This window comes from Burkholderia sp. PAMC 28687 (genome assembly GCF_001577465.1).
GTDB lineage: Bacteria > Pseudomonadota > Gammaproteobacteria > Burkholderiales > Burkholderiaceae > Caballeronia.
Genome location: NZ_CP014505.1, coordinates 2,247,044 through 2,260,294 on the forward strand (window position 1 = coordinate 2,247,044; position 13,251 = coordinate 2,260,294).

Annotated in this window: 16 protein-coding genes and 2 tRNA genes; 10 read left to right on the forward strand and 8 right to left on the reverse strand. The window is 60.0% G+C overall.

Translation table 11 applies throughout. From position 1 onward, the window contains the following. Positions 1-60: 60 nt before the first annotated feature. Positions 61-270, reverse strand: coding sequence for a hypothetical protein (locus tag AX768_RS10410; protein WP_061999891.1), 210 nt, complete (start codon positions 268-270; stop codon positions 61-63). A gap of 331 nt (positions 271-601) precedes the next feature. Here AX768_RS10410 and AX768_RS10415 point away from each other — a divergent pair, with 331 nt between their 5' ends. Next, a complete protein-coding gene (locus tag AX768_RS10415; RefSeq protein WP_061999892.1) occupies positions 602-2,311 on the forward strand; it encodes a glutamine--tRNA ligase/YqeY domain fusion protein in 1,710 nt (569 codons plus the stop codon). Between the two features lie 41 nt (positions 2,312-2,352). Further along, positions 2,353-3,291: a transporter substrate-binding domain-containing protein gene (locus AX768_RS10420; protein WP_082778801.1), complete on the forward strand. Its 939-nt coding sequence runs from the start codon at positions 2,353-2,355 to the stop codon at positions 3,289-3,291. A gap of 31 nt (positions 3,292-3,322) precedes the next feature. Here AX768_RS10420 and AX768_RS10425 read toward each other — a convergent pair whose 3' ends face one another. Beyond that, the gene (locus tag AX768_RS10425) at positions 3,323-3,775 is read right to left on the reverse strand and encodes an NUDIX domain-containing protein (RefSeq protein WP_061999893.1); all 453 of its coding nucleotides are present in this window, start codon (positions 3,773-3,775) and stop codon (positions 3,323-3,325) included. A gap of 63 nt (positions 3,776-3,838) precedes the next feature. Then, positions 3,839-4,246, reverse strand: a complete 408-nt coding sequence (locus AX768_RS10430; RefSeq protein ID WP_061999894.1) for an RT0821/Lpp0805 family surface protein — start codon at positions 4,244-4,246, stop codon at positions 3,839-3,841. Between the two features lie 262 nt (positions 4,247-4,508). Between AX768_RS10430 and AX768_RS10435 the strand changes: the two genes are divergently transcribed. Then, on the forward strand, positions 4,509-4,781 hold the full coding sequence (locus AX768_RS10435) for a hypothetical protein (RefSeq protein ID WP_061999895.1): 273 nt from the start codon (positions 4,509-4,511) through the stop codon (positions 4,779-4,781). A 44-nt stretch (positions 4,782-4,825) separates the two neighbouring features. Here AX768_RS10435 and AX768_RS10440 read toward each other — a convergent pair. Both AX768_RS10440 and AX768_RS10445 read right to left on the reverse strand, forming a co-directional pair. Continuing rightward, positions 4,826-4,902, reverse strand: a tRNA-Arg gene (locus tag AX768_RS10440). A 79-nt stretch (positions 4,903-4,981) separates the two neighbouring features. Next, positions 4,982-5,812 (reverse strand): undecaprenyl-diphosphate phosphatase, encoded by an 831-nt coding sequence (locus AX768_RS10445; RefSeq protein ID WP_061999896.1) that lies wholly within the window; start codon positions 5,810-5,812, stop codon positions 4,982-4,984. Positions 5,813-6,336: 524 nt separating this feature from the next. Here AX768_RS10445 and AX768_RS10450 point away from each other — a divergent pair. The 4 genes from AX768_RS10450 (at position 6,337) to AX768_RS34095 (ending at position 8,710) form a co-directional block, all read left to right on the forward strand. Beyond that, positions 6,337-7,239, forward strand: coding sequence for an aldose epimerase family protein (locus tag AX768_RS10450; RefSeq protein WP_061999897.1), 903 nt, complete (start codon positions 6,337-6,339; stop codon positions 7,237-7,239). A 150-nt stretch (positions 7,240-7,389) separates the two neighbouring features. Beyond that, on the forward strand, positions 7,390-8,097 hold the full coding sequence (locus AX768_RS10455) for a peptidoglycan DD-metalloendopeptidase family protein (RefSeq protein WP_061999898.1): 708 nt from the start codon (positions 7,390-7,392) through the stop codon (positions 8,095-8,097). 56 nt (positions 8,098-8,153) lie between these two features. After that, on the forward strand, positions 8,154-8,486 hold the full coding sequence (locus tag AX768_RS10460) for a hypothetical protein (RefSeq protein WP_062000926.1): 333 nt from the start codon (positions 8,154-8,156) through the stop codon (positions 8,484-8,486). 89 nt (positions 8,487-8,575) lie between these two features. After that, positions 8,576-8,710: a hypothetical protein gene (locus AX768_RS34095; RefSeq protein ID WP_256927798.1), complete on the forward strand. Its 135-nt coding sequence runs from the start codon at positions 8,576-8,578 to the stop codon at positions 8,708-8,710. Positions 8,711-9,063: 353 nt separating this feature from the next. Here the strand turns inward: AX768_RS34095 and AX768_RS10465 are convergent, their stop codons facing one another. Beyond that, the gene (locus AX768_RS10465; protein ID WP_082771300.1) at positions 9,064-9,597 is read right to left on the reverse strand and encodes a Fur family transcriptional regulator; all 534 of its coding nucleotides are present in this window, start codon (positions 9,595-9,597) and stop codon (positions 9,064-9,066) included. Between AX768_RS10465 and AX768_RS34260 the strand changes: the two genes are divergently transcribed. Beyond that, complete coding sequence (locus AX768_RS34260; protein ID WP_155524224.1) at positions 9,596-9,742, forward strand: hypothetical protein; 147 nt, start codon at positions 9,596-9,598, stop codon at positions 9,740-9,742. The two genes, AX768_RS10465 and AX768_RS34260, sit on opposite strands and share 2 nt — an antisense overlap. A 254-nt stretch (positions 9,743-9,996) precedes the next feature. Here the strand turns inward: AX768_RS34260 and AX768_RS10470 are convergent. Continuing rightward, a tRNA-Pro gene (locus AX768_RS10470) sits at positions 9,997-10,073 on the reverse strand. Positions 10,074-10,149: 76 nt separating this feature from the next. On the opposite strand from AX768_RS10470, the gene sixA reads away from it, so the two are divergent. Together sixA and AX768_RS10480 are read left to right on the forward strand one after the other, a co-directional pair. Beyond that, positions 10,150-10,608, forward strand: a complete 459-nt coding sequence (gene sixA, locus AX768_RS10475) for a phosphohistidine phosphatase SixA (RefSeq protein WP_061999900.1) — start codon at positions 10,150-10,152, stop codon at positions 10,606-10,608. Positions 10,609-10,750: 142 nt separating this feature from the next. Further along, the gene (locus AX768_RS10480; RefSeq protein WP_061999901.1) at positions 10,751-11,557 is read left to right on the forward strand and encodes a GNAT family N-acetyltransferase; all 807 of its coding nucleotides are present in this window, start codon (positions 10,751-10,753) and stop codon (positions 11,555-11,557) included. Between the two features lie 19 nt (positions 11,558-11,576). On the opposite strand, the gene ppx is transcribed toward AX768_RS10480, so the two are convergent. After that, positions 11,577-13,100: an exopolyphosphatase gene (gene ppx, locus AX768_RS10485; protein WP_061999902.1), complete on the reverse strand. Its 1,524-nt coding sequence runs from the start codon at positions 13,098-13,100 to the stop codon at positions 11,577-11,579. Positions 13,101-13,251: the final 151 nt, after the last annotated feature.

Consider the following 13,251-nt stretch of genomic DNA (forward strand, 5'->3'; position numbering starts at 1 on the left):
ATCTGCATCGGCGGTAGATCTCACGAGCCGTGAAAACGGTTTTGTCGAGCCGACGAAGTTTTACCTCACGCCCGCCCCGACCAGTCCGCCCGCTGCCGCGCCCGCCACCGTCCCGAGCGGACCGCCGGTCAGCACATAACCCAACGCACCGCCGGCCGCCGCTCCAATCCCCGCGTGCGCCTGCGTACGGCTCATCGCACACCCCGACACTGCTGCAATCAACGTCGCAACCGCAGCAACCCGAATCGATACCCGCGTGATCTTGTTCATGTTGAGACCTTCCTTTTTATTGTCGATATGCCGCGCCCCGAACCTTTCAATTTCATTAATCCGGGACGCGACGCTATCTTAAAATCGTCTCATCATTGCCGACAATGCGATTTACCTCCCGTTACGCTCGATACATCCGGTATTGAAACGATGCTGGTTTGCACCAGATAAGGAACATGTCGCAACCGCGCCGCAGATCGCGGCGAAATCCCGGCCCGCGCTGCCCCGGGCGGATTGCTAAGGTAGAATCGTTCGATCGATTTGGTCTTACCGAACGCAAGCCGCACGTATCCGAACGCTAGCGCCCTCGTCAGCTCTTCTTCTCTTTCGCATGAACACTGATCGCAACGACGCCCCGGCGGTAAATAATTTCATCCGCAATATCATTGACGAAGACAATCGCAACGGCAAATGGTCGCAGCGGGTCGAGACGCGTTTTCCGCCCGAACCGAACGGTTATCTGCACATTGGCCACGCTAAGAGTATTTGCGTCAATTTCGGCATCGCCCGTGATTACGGCGGCGTCTGCCACCTGCGTTTCGACGATACCAACCCCGAAAAGGAAAGTGTCGAGTACGTGGATTCCATCGTCGATGCGGTCAAGTGGCTCGGCTTCGACTGGAACAAGGACGGCCAGGAATACCTGTACTTCGCAAGCGACTACTACGACCAGCTGTACGAATTCGCCGAACTGCTGATCGAGCGTGGCCAGGCTTATGTGGATAGCCAGACGGCCGAAGAAATGCGCCTGACGCGCGGCTCCGCACAGGAACCGGGCAAGAATTCGCCGTTCCGAGACCGTACGCCTGCAGAAAACCTCGACCTGTTCCGCCGCATGAAAGCCGGCGAATTCCAGGAAGGCGAGCACGTGCTGCGCGCGAAAATCGACATGGCGTCGCCGAACTTCAACATGCGCGATCCGGTGATTTATCGCATTCGTTTCGCGCATCACTACCGGACCGGCGACACGTGGTGCATCTATCCGATGTATGACTACACGCATTGTGTATCGGACGCGCTCGAGAACATTACGCATTCGCTGTGCACGCTCGAATTCGAGGATCATCGTCCGCTTTACGACTGGTTCCTGAACCAACTCGCCGACGACGGCAAGTTCACACGTCCGCTGCCGCAGCAAATCGAGTTTTCGCGCCTGAACCTCACCTATGCAATCACCAGCAAACGCAAGCTGCTCCAATTGGTGACCGAGAACCACGTGGAAGGCTGGGACGATCCGCGCATGCCGACTATCGTGGGCGTGCGGCGCCGTGGTTTCACACCGGAAAGCATCCGCCTGATGTGCGATCGCGTGGCCGTGACGAAGGTCGATTCGTGGATCGACATGAGCGTGCTGGAAGGCGCGCTGCGCGATGATCTCGATGAGAAAGCGCCGCGTGCGATTGCAGTGCTGGATCCGCTGAAGCTGATCATCGACAACTTTCCGGAAGGCACGAGCGAGGCGTGCAGCGCGCCCGTGCATCCGCATCATCCGGACCGCGGTGTTCGCGAGTTTCCGTTCTCGCGGGAATTGTGGATCGAGCGTGAAGACTTTCAGGAAGAGCCCAAGAAGGGATATTTCCGTTTGTTCCCGGGCAACAAGGTGCGGCTGAAGTACGGCTTCGTGGTCGAATGCACCGGCGCGGACAAGGACGAAAACGGCAATATCACGGCCGTGCACTGCAATTATTTCCCCGACAGCAAATCGGGCACCGAAGGCGCGAACGGCTACAAGGTCAAGGGAACGATTCATTGGGTCAGCGCGAAAGACGCGTACGAAGCCGAAGTTCGGCTCTACGATCGTCTCTTCAAGGAGCCACAACCTGGCGCCGGCGGCGCTGAATTCCTCGATGCATTGAATCCGGATTCAAAGCGTGTGGTTCGCGCGTATCTCGAACCATCGGCGCGCAACGCCAATGCGGAAGACCGGTATCAGTTCGAACGTCATGGCTATTTCGTGGCCGATCGGGTGGATTCGAAGCCGGGCGTGCCGGTGTTCAATCGTATCGTCAGCTTGCGCGATAGCTGGGGCAAACCGGCTTGAAGCCGGCGGGGCGTCTGCCGGTGTTCCTGGCTAGCAGTTGGATGCGCGCGTCGACGCGGCCGTCCGCTCGCGCAACGTGCGCGGCGGGCGCGCTCGCGCTGCTATTGGCGGCGCAGACCGTCTGCGCGAGCACGGCGGAACAACCTCAAATCTCGCCCACGTTGCGCAAGATCGCCGAGAACAACAGCATTGTTCTTGGCGTGCGCGAATCGTCGGTGCCGTTCTCGTATCTGGATTCGAAGCAGCAGCCTATCGGCTATTCCCAAAGCATCGCGCTCAAGATAGTCGATGAAGTCCGGCGCCGCTTGCAAAAGCCCCATCTCGCCGTGAGCACGGTGGTGGTGACATCGACCAATCGCCTGTCTTACGTGGTCAATCATCAGATCGACCTCGAGTGCGGTTCGACCGCCCATATCCGGGACCGCGAACAACTGGTTGCCTTTACCAACAGCATCTTCGACTACGGCATCCGGATGGTGGTGAAGCGCAAGTCCGGCATCCGGAACTACAGCGACCTCGCCGGCAAAACGGTATCGACGACCGCAGGCACGTCAGACGAGCAACTGATCCGCGAATTGTCGATGAACCAGAAGCTCGACTTGCGGATCATCGCCGCCCGCGATCACGCGGAAGCATTCGAGGCGGTCAAGACCGGCCGCGCCGTCGCCTTCGTCATGGACGATCCGCTGCTGTATGGAAAGATCGCGCAGGAAGGCGCCGCGCAGCGCGACTATGTGGTCACAGGCGACCCGCTTGCGCATGAAGCGTATGCGTGCGTCATGCGCAAGGGCGACCCGGTCTTCAAGAAACTGGCCGATGACGTCATTGCCGGCATGCAACGTTCAGGTGAAGCGGAGACGTTGTACGACACGTGGTTCATGCAACCCATTCCGCCCGACAACATCAACCTGCGTTTTCCGCTCTCGCCCGAGATGAGAGCGCTGTTTGCGAATCCGAACGACCGGCCATCGGAAAATTGAACGGCTGCATCAGCCCATCAGGCTCGACCCGTCAGTCCAGCGTTTGATGCAGTTCCGCAAGCGACAGCGTGGTCTGGAATAGCCGCGCGAGACTGCGGCTTGCATACTGGTCGACGTCGGCCAGCGACACCCACCGGTAGGCATCCATTTCGGGGATCATCGTGCCGTCGCGCCGCCGGGGAAAGTACGATTCGCAAACGCACTCCTCGATCTTCACTTCGTCCTGGCTGACGCGCACGGCGAACAAATGCAAATCCTTGTCCCGCCGATACACAAAGCGCCCCAGATCCTTCAGCCGCTCCGCCGGCAAGACGATGCCCGTCTCTTCCACGAGCTCGCGCAACGCCGCTTCGACAGGCTCTTCGCCTTCTTCGCCCTGACCTTTGGGAATGTCCCAGTGCGACGTCTCGGTCGCGTGACAGAGCAACACGTCGCCTTGCGTGTTGAGTATCACGACGCCGCACGAAACCGTCCGCTCAGCCATTGATCGATCTGCTGCTTCGAGCTACGAAAGGCTGTTCGCCGCGAAGCTTCAATTGGAGACTGCTCACTGCTTGAGCAGCGCCCATTTGCCGCCTTCGGTCTTGCAGACGGTCGGCGCCCAGGTCTGCGTCTGGCCCTTGGCATGCGCGACCATGGTCAGCTTCCGGCACGTCCTGTCGCCTTTCTTGTCCGTGTCCGACGGCGTGATCGTGCCAGTGACTGCTACCGGATTGCCGGCGCCTTCGTTGTTCCAGTCGAGCGACTCGCCGTCCTGCTTGGTATCCAGCGCGGTGTGCGCGGACTTGTTGAGTATCTGCAGATCACGCTGCTTCATGTACGTGATGGGCGTGTTGTTCAGGAACCCGAGATTAGCCGCTTGAGCTGCGCCGCTGGCCAGCAGCACGCAGCCCGCGACCAGTGACAACGTGATTTGCGTAGAGACGCGTTTGAGCCCGTGAGTCGGCTGTGACATGGAAATGTTCTCCCTCGTTGATATTGATTGATTTTCTGCGTGGATCGCCATTCGGAATGCTGCGACAGACTGGCGAGCAAGAATCGTGTGGGTCGAGGATAGCATGAGGCCACACGTGTTCCGCAAGCGTAGAAGCTCGGCCGAATGGCCATCGCGAGTATGTTTCAGAGAAATGCAGAACTATCTCGGACGTGTCCGATAGAGACCGGCGCAGAGCAAACCTAACATCAGTGAATCGCCGATTCTGCTTCCCCGCCCGCTCATGGAAACCCATCTCACGCCGACGTTTTACGGATGCCTGTGTATCGGGGTGATTGCGTGTGCGCTCATCATGCCGCAGGGCCTGGCAGCGGTGGACCGGCTGCTTGCAGGACAACCCGAGCGGTTTGATCTGGACAACTGGGGGGACGGAAATCGGTACGTGGACGAGATACAGCCGGCCATCTGGCCACGCGTCGTTACCGCCATAGGCGGCGCGCTGTTGTTCGCGGCGCTGCTTACGCTGATGTTTTTGTGCCAGCAACTTGCGCCGTGATGACGCAGACAAGCACAAACAAGCGCGGATTCCTGAAGTGATCGTGGTACGGCAGGAGGGACTCGAACCCCCGCCCCTCGGCTTAGAAGGCCGATGCTCTATCCAGCTGAGCTACTGCCGCATTGCAGACGATCCAGGATTTTACCTCATCGAATGCACAAGGAGCCCCATTCGGGGCTCCTCACGTCATTCGCGTGGTATCAGACCGGTTGCGGATGCAGCATGAACCAGCCGAGACAGAACGCGCCCGCAATCAGGCAATACACGCCGAATGCCGCGAGCCGCCCTTTTCCTTCGAAATAACGCATCAGGAAACGCACGCTCAAATATGCGGCGATGCCCGTCAGCACGCCGCCGAGGATGGCATCGGCGAGTTGATCGGGCGCATGGAAGAGCTTGGGCAGTTCGAGTACGCCGGCCGCGAAGATGATCGGCGTACCGAGCAGAAACGAAAACTCGGCGGCTTTCTCGGCGCTCAATCCTGCGCCCACGCCCGCGATGATCGTCAGGCCGCTGCGCGAGAAGCCGGGAATCAAGGCGCCGATCTGCGCCAGGCCGACGAGGAACGCCTGCTTGAACGTGAGATCTTCTGGCGCGCGGGCGGCGCGGGAACGCGTCAACCGGTCACCTACCCACAGCAATACGCCGTTGACCATGAGTGCTACCGCGACGATCCGCAGATCATGGAAAAGCGCCTCGAGCCGCTTCTCGAGCAACAAGCCGACAATACCCGTTGGGATCGTGCCGATGATCAGCGCCCACATCATGTGGCCATCGGCATTCTTGCGGCCACGCAAGGACCCCACGAACCCGATCACCAGCGCCACCCAGCGCTTGCGGAAATACCACAGTAACGCGAGCGCGGTGCCAAGGTGAAGCGCGACAAGAAACGGCAACAGCTGTGGCGCATGTTTGTCGATATGCATGCCGATCAAACCAGGCACGAGAAGGGTATGGCCAAGACTGCTGACCGGAAACAACTCGGTCACGCCCTGCAGCACGCTCAGGAAAATCAGAAACCACAAAGTCACGCGTCAGTCCTCTTTCGTTGTTGGCGATAAACCAGCGACAAGTCGCATGGTCTCGGCGGTGCGGCATACGGCACGCAAAACGCGCAGATTATGCCGGTCGCCAAAAGCAGCGCCAAGCGTTTGCGTGCGAGATCGCGCAATCGAAAGCTTATTGTTAGATATATGAATTCAAAAAGAAAAACAAAAAGGGCTCGTCGAAGACGAGCCCTTTTCAAACATGCCGATCAATTAACGTGGCGTTTTAGAGCTTGTATAAGAACAAAGCCGTCCCTGCGCCAAACGTACCAAAGATAAAAACTCCGAACATCATAGCCAGATCCATATCACCCTCGCCTTTCGTAGGATCATCTTGAACGATTGGATCGTCAAGGCCGCAAAATGTTTCACCCGCGTTACATCGTGCTTGCATTATCGGGCCAATGAAACCAGGTGTGTCAGTCGCAGTTTCCCCAAAAGGGTTTCCCCGTAGAATTGAGCGCGATGCATCGAACAGCCCGACCATTTACGCCAAGGAGACCACCCATATGTCATCACTACCCGAGATCCTGGAAATCAAACGCGATGACGCCGCCCTCGAAATTGCCCCCCACGCCGGCGCGCGCCTGATGACCTGGCGCGTCGGCGGCGAACCGGTCATCTTCTGGCCTGCCGCGCCTGACTGGTCCAACTTCGTCAAGATTCGCGGCGGCAATCCGCTGCTGTTCCCGTTTCTCGGCCGCCAATTCGTCGATGGCGAAATTGGCAAGTGGCGCGACCCGGAAGGCGTCGTGCACGACCTCCCCATGCATGGCTTCGCGCGCAACCTGCCGTTCGAACACAGGGTGGACGCGGACGGTCACGGTGTACGCATGACGCTCGTCGACAACGATTTCACGCGTCAGGGCTATCCGTTTGCTTTTCGTTTCGAGGCGGCGTATCGCCTCGTGGATGGCGTCACGCTCGATGTGGAATTGACGACATCGAATCCGGGCGAAGTGCCACTGCCCTATTATTCCGGCCACCATTTCTACTTCGCGCTGCCGCACGATCAACGCGGCATCAGCAGCATCGAACTGCCGCGTACGGAAACGCGCCGGCAACTCGATGACGGCTCGATCAGCGACCCGGAAGCAGGCAAGGCGCTTTATTCAATCGATGACGCAAGCATCCTCGACCGCTTTCATTGTTTCACCGGCCCGTCCGATCAACCCGTGCGGCTGGTTACGCCCGGTCTGAAACGCGCGGTGAACTTCGATCTGCAACGGCCTGACTCGGTGCCCTGGTATGCGGTCACGACCTGGACCGAAGCACCGGCGTCGGATTTTTATTGCGTCGAGCCATGGGTCGGTCTGCCCGATGCCATTCACAACGGTCACGGATTGCGTTGGCTTGCGCCCGGGAAAACGGAAACGGCGGCACTCAGGCTGACCATTTCACCGGCGTCGTAAGGGGAAGATGAGCGCCGCGCGTACCTGGGAGCGCGCAGGCTTCTGAGTGCCACGGCACGGGGACGTTAAAATCATACCTTTCGACGTTACGCGTTGTTGTTCGTCCGCCGTGGCTCTCCGGGTTGTGCGGCGCTTTGCGAGGTTCTGAGTTTGGTACAAATAATTCGACGGCTGACCTGCGCGACCTTGGTCGCAGTGCTCGCCGCGTGTGGCTCCGCACCTGTGGGACCGGGGTTTTATCGTGTGGAACGGGGCGATACAGTGTCCAAGATCGCGCGTGCGAACAGGACAACAGCGCAAAATATCGCGCGCTGGAACAACCTTGCCGACCCGAACGCGATTGAAGTCGACCAGGTGCTGCGTGTGGCGCCCCCGGCGGGGACGGCCCTTGCTTCGGCGCCTTCATCGACTGCACCGGCTCGTACAGGCGGCGGCACGAGTTCTGCGGATACCGCTCCCGCTGTGTCGGGCGGCGCGATCCGGCCCGCCACCAGCATTTCGCTGATCTGGCCGGTCCAAGGCGACGTCATCCGCGGTTTCGACGGCAAGAGTTCGAAAGGTATCGATATTGGCGGCACACCCGGCACGCAGATCGTCGCGGCAGCGGCCGGCTCGGTGGTGTATGCGGGAAACGGCTTGCGCGGTTACGGCAACCTGCTGATCGTGAAGCACAACGCCGATTACCTCACCGCTTACGCGCATAATCGCGCGCTGCTCGTGAAGGAAGGCCAGAGCGTCGCGCAAGGCCAGCCCATCGCGGAAATGGGCGACAGCGACACAAACCGCGTGATGCTGCACTTCGAATTGCGCTACAAGGGCAGTTCGATCGATCCGTCGCGCTACTTGCCACCTCGATGAATGCATCGGCGCACAAACGCGTTCAGCCACGTTCAATCAGTTACAGGGAAGATTCGATGAAAGACAACGTCCGCGCCCCGGCGCCTGGAAAACTGGCCATGATGGCTGCCGTGCTGGTCGCTGCAGCAGCGCTGGCGGGTTGCGCAAACACGGCGAAACGGACCTATTTGCCAACCGGCGATACCGGTTTTGCGATCAACTGCAGCGGCGGCGATGCCAGCACGAGCTGGGCCGAATGCTACAAGAAGGCCGGAGAAATCTGCGGGTCGTATGGTTACGACGTGGTGTCGAAGGACGTGGACAACGGAGCGACATCGGGCGGATCGGTCGCCGGAATTTTTGGCGCGAACGTCAAGAACCGGTCGATGGTGATTCGCTGCAAGCAATAGGACTCGTACGGCTCGCAGCCGCATGATGCTTTACGGCGGCGCCGAGTCGCCTGCCTTGTTCCCGCACGTCGGGAACATGCAGCGAGCCAATGAACCGTGCTCCGCGCCACCGCCCCGATAACGGATCGATGTGCGACGCGAACACCAGCAAAGAAGCCATTGCCAGCGGGCAAACAGCAAGAAAGATCCACAGCGCGGTCATGTTCGAGATCGATTTCAACTGAAGAGATATTCGATAATACCGTTGCAGCAAGAATTTCGCATGACGCACGGCCACCCCGAATATTCGATCGTAACAATTACGTGACGCGGCCTTGGTTGCCGTGGCTTGCTTCTTCTTGGGATCGCACCGTCACACATCGGGTTACGCGTTGAAACAAGTGATCACAATCCAGCAGATTGTTGCGACCTAGAATGACTACAGCCCGCGCCTCTCTGCGCGAACAGGTACCGCGGGTCAGAAACGCCGATGTGCCCGCATCGGCGTTTCGCCTTTCTCTGCCCACGTCGTCTAGCGGCAAACAAAAGGCCGTTCCAACTCACGTCGGAACGGCCTTGTACGGTGATCCACGCCGACTCAATGCGATGCGTGATCGTGGTCATGCTTGTGAGCGCTTGGATCCTCGGCCGCCTGGCATGCCGGGCAAATGCCCTTGAGTTCGATATCGTCACCCGCCAGTTTGTATCCGCTTGCCTCGACCTGCGATAACAAGCTCTGGCGCAACTGCTTTTGCTGCTGCAATTCGGTCACCCGCCCACATTGCTGGCAAACCACCAGCACGCCATGCTGGCAATGCGTCAGGTCGTGGCAGACCGTGAACGCGTTGATTGATTCGATCCGATGAATCAATCCCGCCGACAGCAGGAAATCCAGCGCCCGATACACCGTCGGCGGCGATGCGTTGGGATGCATTGCGCGCATTTCGTCGAGCAGCGTGTACGCCTTCGTTGCACGGCCGGACGTGAGCAGCAGTTCCAGCACTGTTCGGCGAATGGGCGTGAGCTTTTGACCGCGTTCGCGACAGTAATCGTCGGCCATGGTGACTGCAGCCTGAAGCGCGTCGGCAGACGAGTGGTCGTGGGACTGGGCGGCGTTGGCGGGCGTGTTCATGGACAAATTATACGCTGCTGCCACGTTCGGACAGGCGACAGGCTCGCGGCATGCAGGCGATCATTGCGGCTGCGCGGAGGGGGCTGCCCTGGCCGGCGCGATGGTCATGTCGGGCGGTGTGGTATCGGTTGGAACGCCCTTGTAGTCGGGCGGGTCCTGAGGTATTACGCGATGCGGCGTTGAATCGGCACATGCCGAGAGAATCAGGGAGCAGGCAAACAGAACGGCGAAGCGCGGCATGGACGGCCCGGAAATAATTCGTTGATTTGGAGAGTGAAGCAGGAAGAGTAAACGATATCGGGAATTGGGACCGGACACGACTGCGCGAACGACAATCAAACCGCGCCAGAAATGGCAAAGGGGTCGCGAGTTGAACTCGTGACCCCTTCATGTGTAACGTGGTCGGAGCGAAAGGATTCGAACCTTCGACCCTCTGATCCCAAATCAGATGCGCTACCAGGCTGCGCTACGCTCCGACAAGAGCGAGACTATAGCGTTTTCCTGATACCGGCGCAATCGAAAACGCTTAAAACCGTCAAAAGGAGACACCCCATGAACCTCATTCTCTGGCGTCACGCCGAAGCCGAAGATCAGGCCGCGAGCGACCTCGCGCGCCAGTTGACAGGGCGCGGCGTCAAGCAGGCACAGGCGGCGGCGAAGTGGCTGAAAAGCCGTATCGATGGCGATGCGCTTTTCCTCGTCAGTCCCGCCACCCGCACCATCCAGACGATGGAAACCTTCGGCGACCGCTATCAGGTAGCGAAGGAAATCGCGCCGGGTGCGTCCGCGCAGGCTGTGCTCGATGCCGCGCAATGGCCGCAAGGCGCGGCGGAAACGGTCGTGGTCGTTGGACACCAGCCAACGCTCGGACGCGTTGCGGCCTTGCTGCTGACCGGTCAGGAAGCCGCCTGGACCATGAAAAAAGCAGGTATCTGGTGGTTTCAGGGGCGATCACGCGCGGGCGACAGCCAGATCGTGTTGCGCGCCGTCACGAACCCCGACCTGCTTTAACGCCGTTCACCGATCAGATCGAGGAGGAGACCAGCCCACGCACTTCATTGAATCGTCACTGTGATGCCATGCGAGCGTCATTCGCGATACTTACATTGTCGGCTATCGGTAATACGTCAGCCAAATCCACTGGGGATTGTCAATGCAGGAATCGACGACGCACGCTTTCGTGAACCCATCGAACGGTACGAGCGGCCCGGACCGCTTGCCCCGCGCCGCCGAGACGGTGACAGCGCAGCACAGGCTGCGGGTATCGTGGGCGCATTCCGAGGCGGAACTTCGCGAGGCGCAACGCCTGCGATACCGCGTGTTCGCCGACGAAATGGGCGCCCAGTTGAAAGGTCCGGCGGGCCTCGACGTCGATACGTTCGATGCCTTCTGCGACCACTTGCTGGTCCGCGATCTGGACACGCTGAAGGTCGTGGGCACATACCGGGTCTTGCCGCCGCACCAGGCCGCGCGCGCGGGCCGGCTCTACGCCGAAAGCGAATTCGATGTCTCGCGCCTCGCCCACCTGCGCCCGAAGCTCGTCGAAGTCGGCCGCTCGTGTGTCCACGCGGATTATCGAAGCGGCGCGGTCATCATGTCCTTGTGGGGCGGCCTCGCCGCATACATGAAGCAGAACGGCTACGAGACCATGCTGGGTTGCGCGAGTGTATCGATGGCCGATGGTGGCCACTACGCCGCCGATCTCTTCGATGGCATGGAGAAGGACGCGTTGACGGCGCTCGAGTACCGAGCGTTCGCGCACACGCCGCTGCCGGTGCAGGAGCTGCGCACGGGCGCGAAGGTCACGCCGCCGCCGCTCGTCAAAGGTTACTTGCGGCTGGGAGCCAAGATTTGCGGCGCGCCGGCGTGGGATCCCGATTTCAACACGGCTGATTTCCTGACCTTGCTGCGCGTAACCGATATCAACGAACGGTACGCGCGGCATTTCATGGCCGACTGAGCGCCGCGCACCGCCGTAATCAAACGCCCGTATAAACCACCCGATAAGGCTTGCCGATCTTCTCCCACTCGGCCGCCTCCTGAACGAGGCTGTAGTCAGTCAGCGGATTCAGCGACACCCAGTCGTTGGGCAGCTTTACGTCGAACCCGGCGTTTGTCGCCGTCACCTCGATGGCCGGCAAGCCGACATCGGCCCGCCGTCTGCACAGCAGCGCCGCGAGGCGCAGGCAAAACAGCAGCGTCCAATCAACGTCACGTGCGTGCGAGAGCTTGCCAAGCTTGCCCACGTGCCCCAGCACGAGACCGGCAAGGCGCGCCTGATCGGTGCGCGAAAAGCCCGGCATGTCGGCGTGACTCGTGATATACGCCGAATGCTTGTGGTACGCGCTGTGCGAGATGGAAAGGCCAATTTCATGCAGCGCCGCGGCCCATCCGAGGAACATCCTGTTCTCGAAACGGCGCTCGGCATCGACGGAAGACGCGCCTTCTTCGAGCTGCTCGTAGAAGCTGATGGCGAGCTTCGCGATCCGCTCCGATTGCGCGCCATCGACCGAATAACGGCGCTTGAATCCTTCCACCGTCACGGTACGCATGTCCTGATGCTGCGTGCGGCCAAGCAGGTCGTAAAGCACGCCGAGACGCAACGCGCCGTCGGTGGTATCGACGTAGTCGATACCCAGTTCCTCGAAGACGCCCAGCATGATCGACAAGCCACCGGCCAGCACCGGAATCCGGTCCGCCTTCAGTGCGATCAGCTTCAGACGGTTCACGTTCTCGGCCTTGATCAACGCCTTTTTCAGCCGTTCCAGACCGCCGCGCGAAATGCCGTGCGTGATGCCGGGGTCGTTGAATCCGTTCGCTTCGATCAATTCGGCGAGCGCGCGCGCCGTGCCCGATGATCCGATCGCCTGGTCCCAGCCGGTCTGCTTGTACTCGCTGGAGATGATCTCGATCTCGCGCTTGGCAGCCAGTTCGGCCTGGCGCATGGAGTATTCATCCACATTGCCAGCGGCAAAGAATTGCCGGCTATGGCTCACACAACCTATATAAAGGCTTTCCATGTGAATGGGCGTGTAATGCGAGCCGATGATGAACTCCGTCGATCCGCCGCCAATGTCCACCACGAGCCGTTTGCCGGCGCTCGCGGGCACGGAGTGTGCGGCACCCGCATAGATGAGCCGCGCCTCCTCGCGCCCCGCAATCACTTCAATGGGAAACCCAAGTGCGTTCTGCGCCTCGGCGAGAAACTCCTCGGCGTTCTTCGCCACGCGCAGCGCGTTGGTCGCGACCGCGCGCACGTGATCGGGATGGAAGTCGCGCAGCCGCTCGCCGAAACGTTTCAGCGCGTCCCAGCCGCGTAATTGCGAGGCGCGATCGAGGAATTTGTCGCGTGACAGTCCCGCCGCCAGCCGCACGGGTTCGCGCAGCGCATCGACCTGATAGATCGGGCTGCCTGACGGCGTCTCTTCAACGCGTCCGACGATCAGCCTGAAGCTGTTCGATCCGAGATCTACGGCTGCCAAAAGATGAGGTGAGTTGACCATCGATTTTTTAGGTTCCGTAGGGTTGTTCGTGCATTCGCCTGCATGTCCCGGGCCGCAATGAAACTGAATGCGTGCCGCAGTGCGCCAATTTTAATTCCTGGCGGACCGATGTGCTGGTCTGCTGAAAAGCAAATGAAACAAATAGGAGGAT

Bases quoted from the DNA above. Each gene is read 5' to 3' on its own strand.
- AX768_RS34260 (WP_155524224.1), top strand. From the start codon at position 9,596: ATGGACAAATTATACGCTGCTGCCACGTTCGGACAGGCGACAGGCTCG.
- AX768_RS10480 (WP_061999901.1), top strand. From the start codon at position 10,751: ATGCAGGAATCGACGACGCACGCTTTCGTGAACCCATCGAACGGTACG.
- sixA (WP_061999900.1), top strand. From the start codon at position 10,150: ATGAACCTCATTCTCTGGCGTCACGCCGAAGCCGAAGATCAGGCCGCG.
- AX768_RS34095 (WP_256927798.1), top strand. From the start codon at position 8,576: ATGAACCGTGCTCCGCGCCACCGCCCCGATAACGGATCGATGTGCGAC.
- AX768_RS10425 (WP_061999893.1), bottom strand. From the start codon at position 3,775: ATGGCTGAGCGGACGGTTTCGTGCGGCGTCGTGATACTCAACACGCAA.
- AX768_RS10430 (WP_061999894.1), bottom strand. From the start codon at position 4,246: ATGTCACAGCCGACTCACGGGCTCAAACGCGTCTCTACGCAAATCACG.
- ppx (WP_061999902.1), bottom strand. From the start codon at position 13,100: ATGGTCAACTCACCTCATCTTTTGGCAGCCGTAGATCTCGGATCGAAC.
- AX768_RS10450 (WP_061999897.1), top strand. From the start codon at position 6,337: ATGTCATCACTACCCGAGATCCTGGAAATCAAACGCGATGACGCCGCC.
- AX768_RS10415 (WP_061999892.1), top strand. From the start codon at position 602: ATGAACACTGATCGCAACGACGCCCCGGCGGTAAATAATTTCATCCGC.
- AX768_RS10410 (WP_061999891.1), bottom strand. From the start codon at position 270: ATGAACAAGATCACGCGGGTATCGATTCGGGTTGCTGCGGTTGCGACG.
- AX768_RS10435 (WP_061999895.1), top strand. From the start codon at position 4,509: ATGGAAACCCATCTCACGCCGACGTTTTACGGATGCCTGTGTATCGGG.
- AX768_RS10465 (WP_082771300.1), bottom strand. From the start codon at position 9,597: ATGAACACGCCCGCCAACGCCGCCCAGTCCCACGACCACTCGTCTGCC.
- AX768_RS10420 (WP_082778801.1), top strand. From the start codon at position 2,353: ATGCGCGCGTCGACGCGGCCGTCCGCTCGCGCAACGTGCGCGGCGGGC.
- AX768_RS10460 (WP_062000926.1), top strand. From the start codon at position 8,154: ATGAAAGACAACGTCCGCGCCCCGGCGCCTGGAAAACTGGCCATGATG.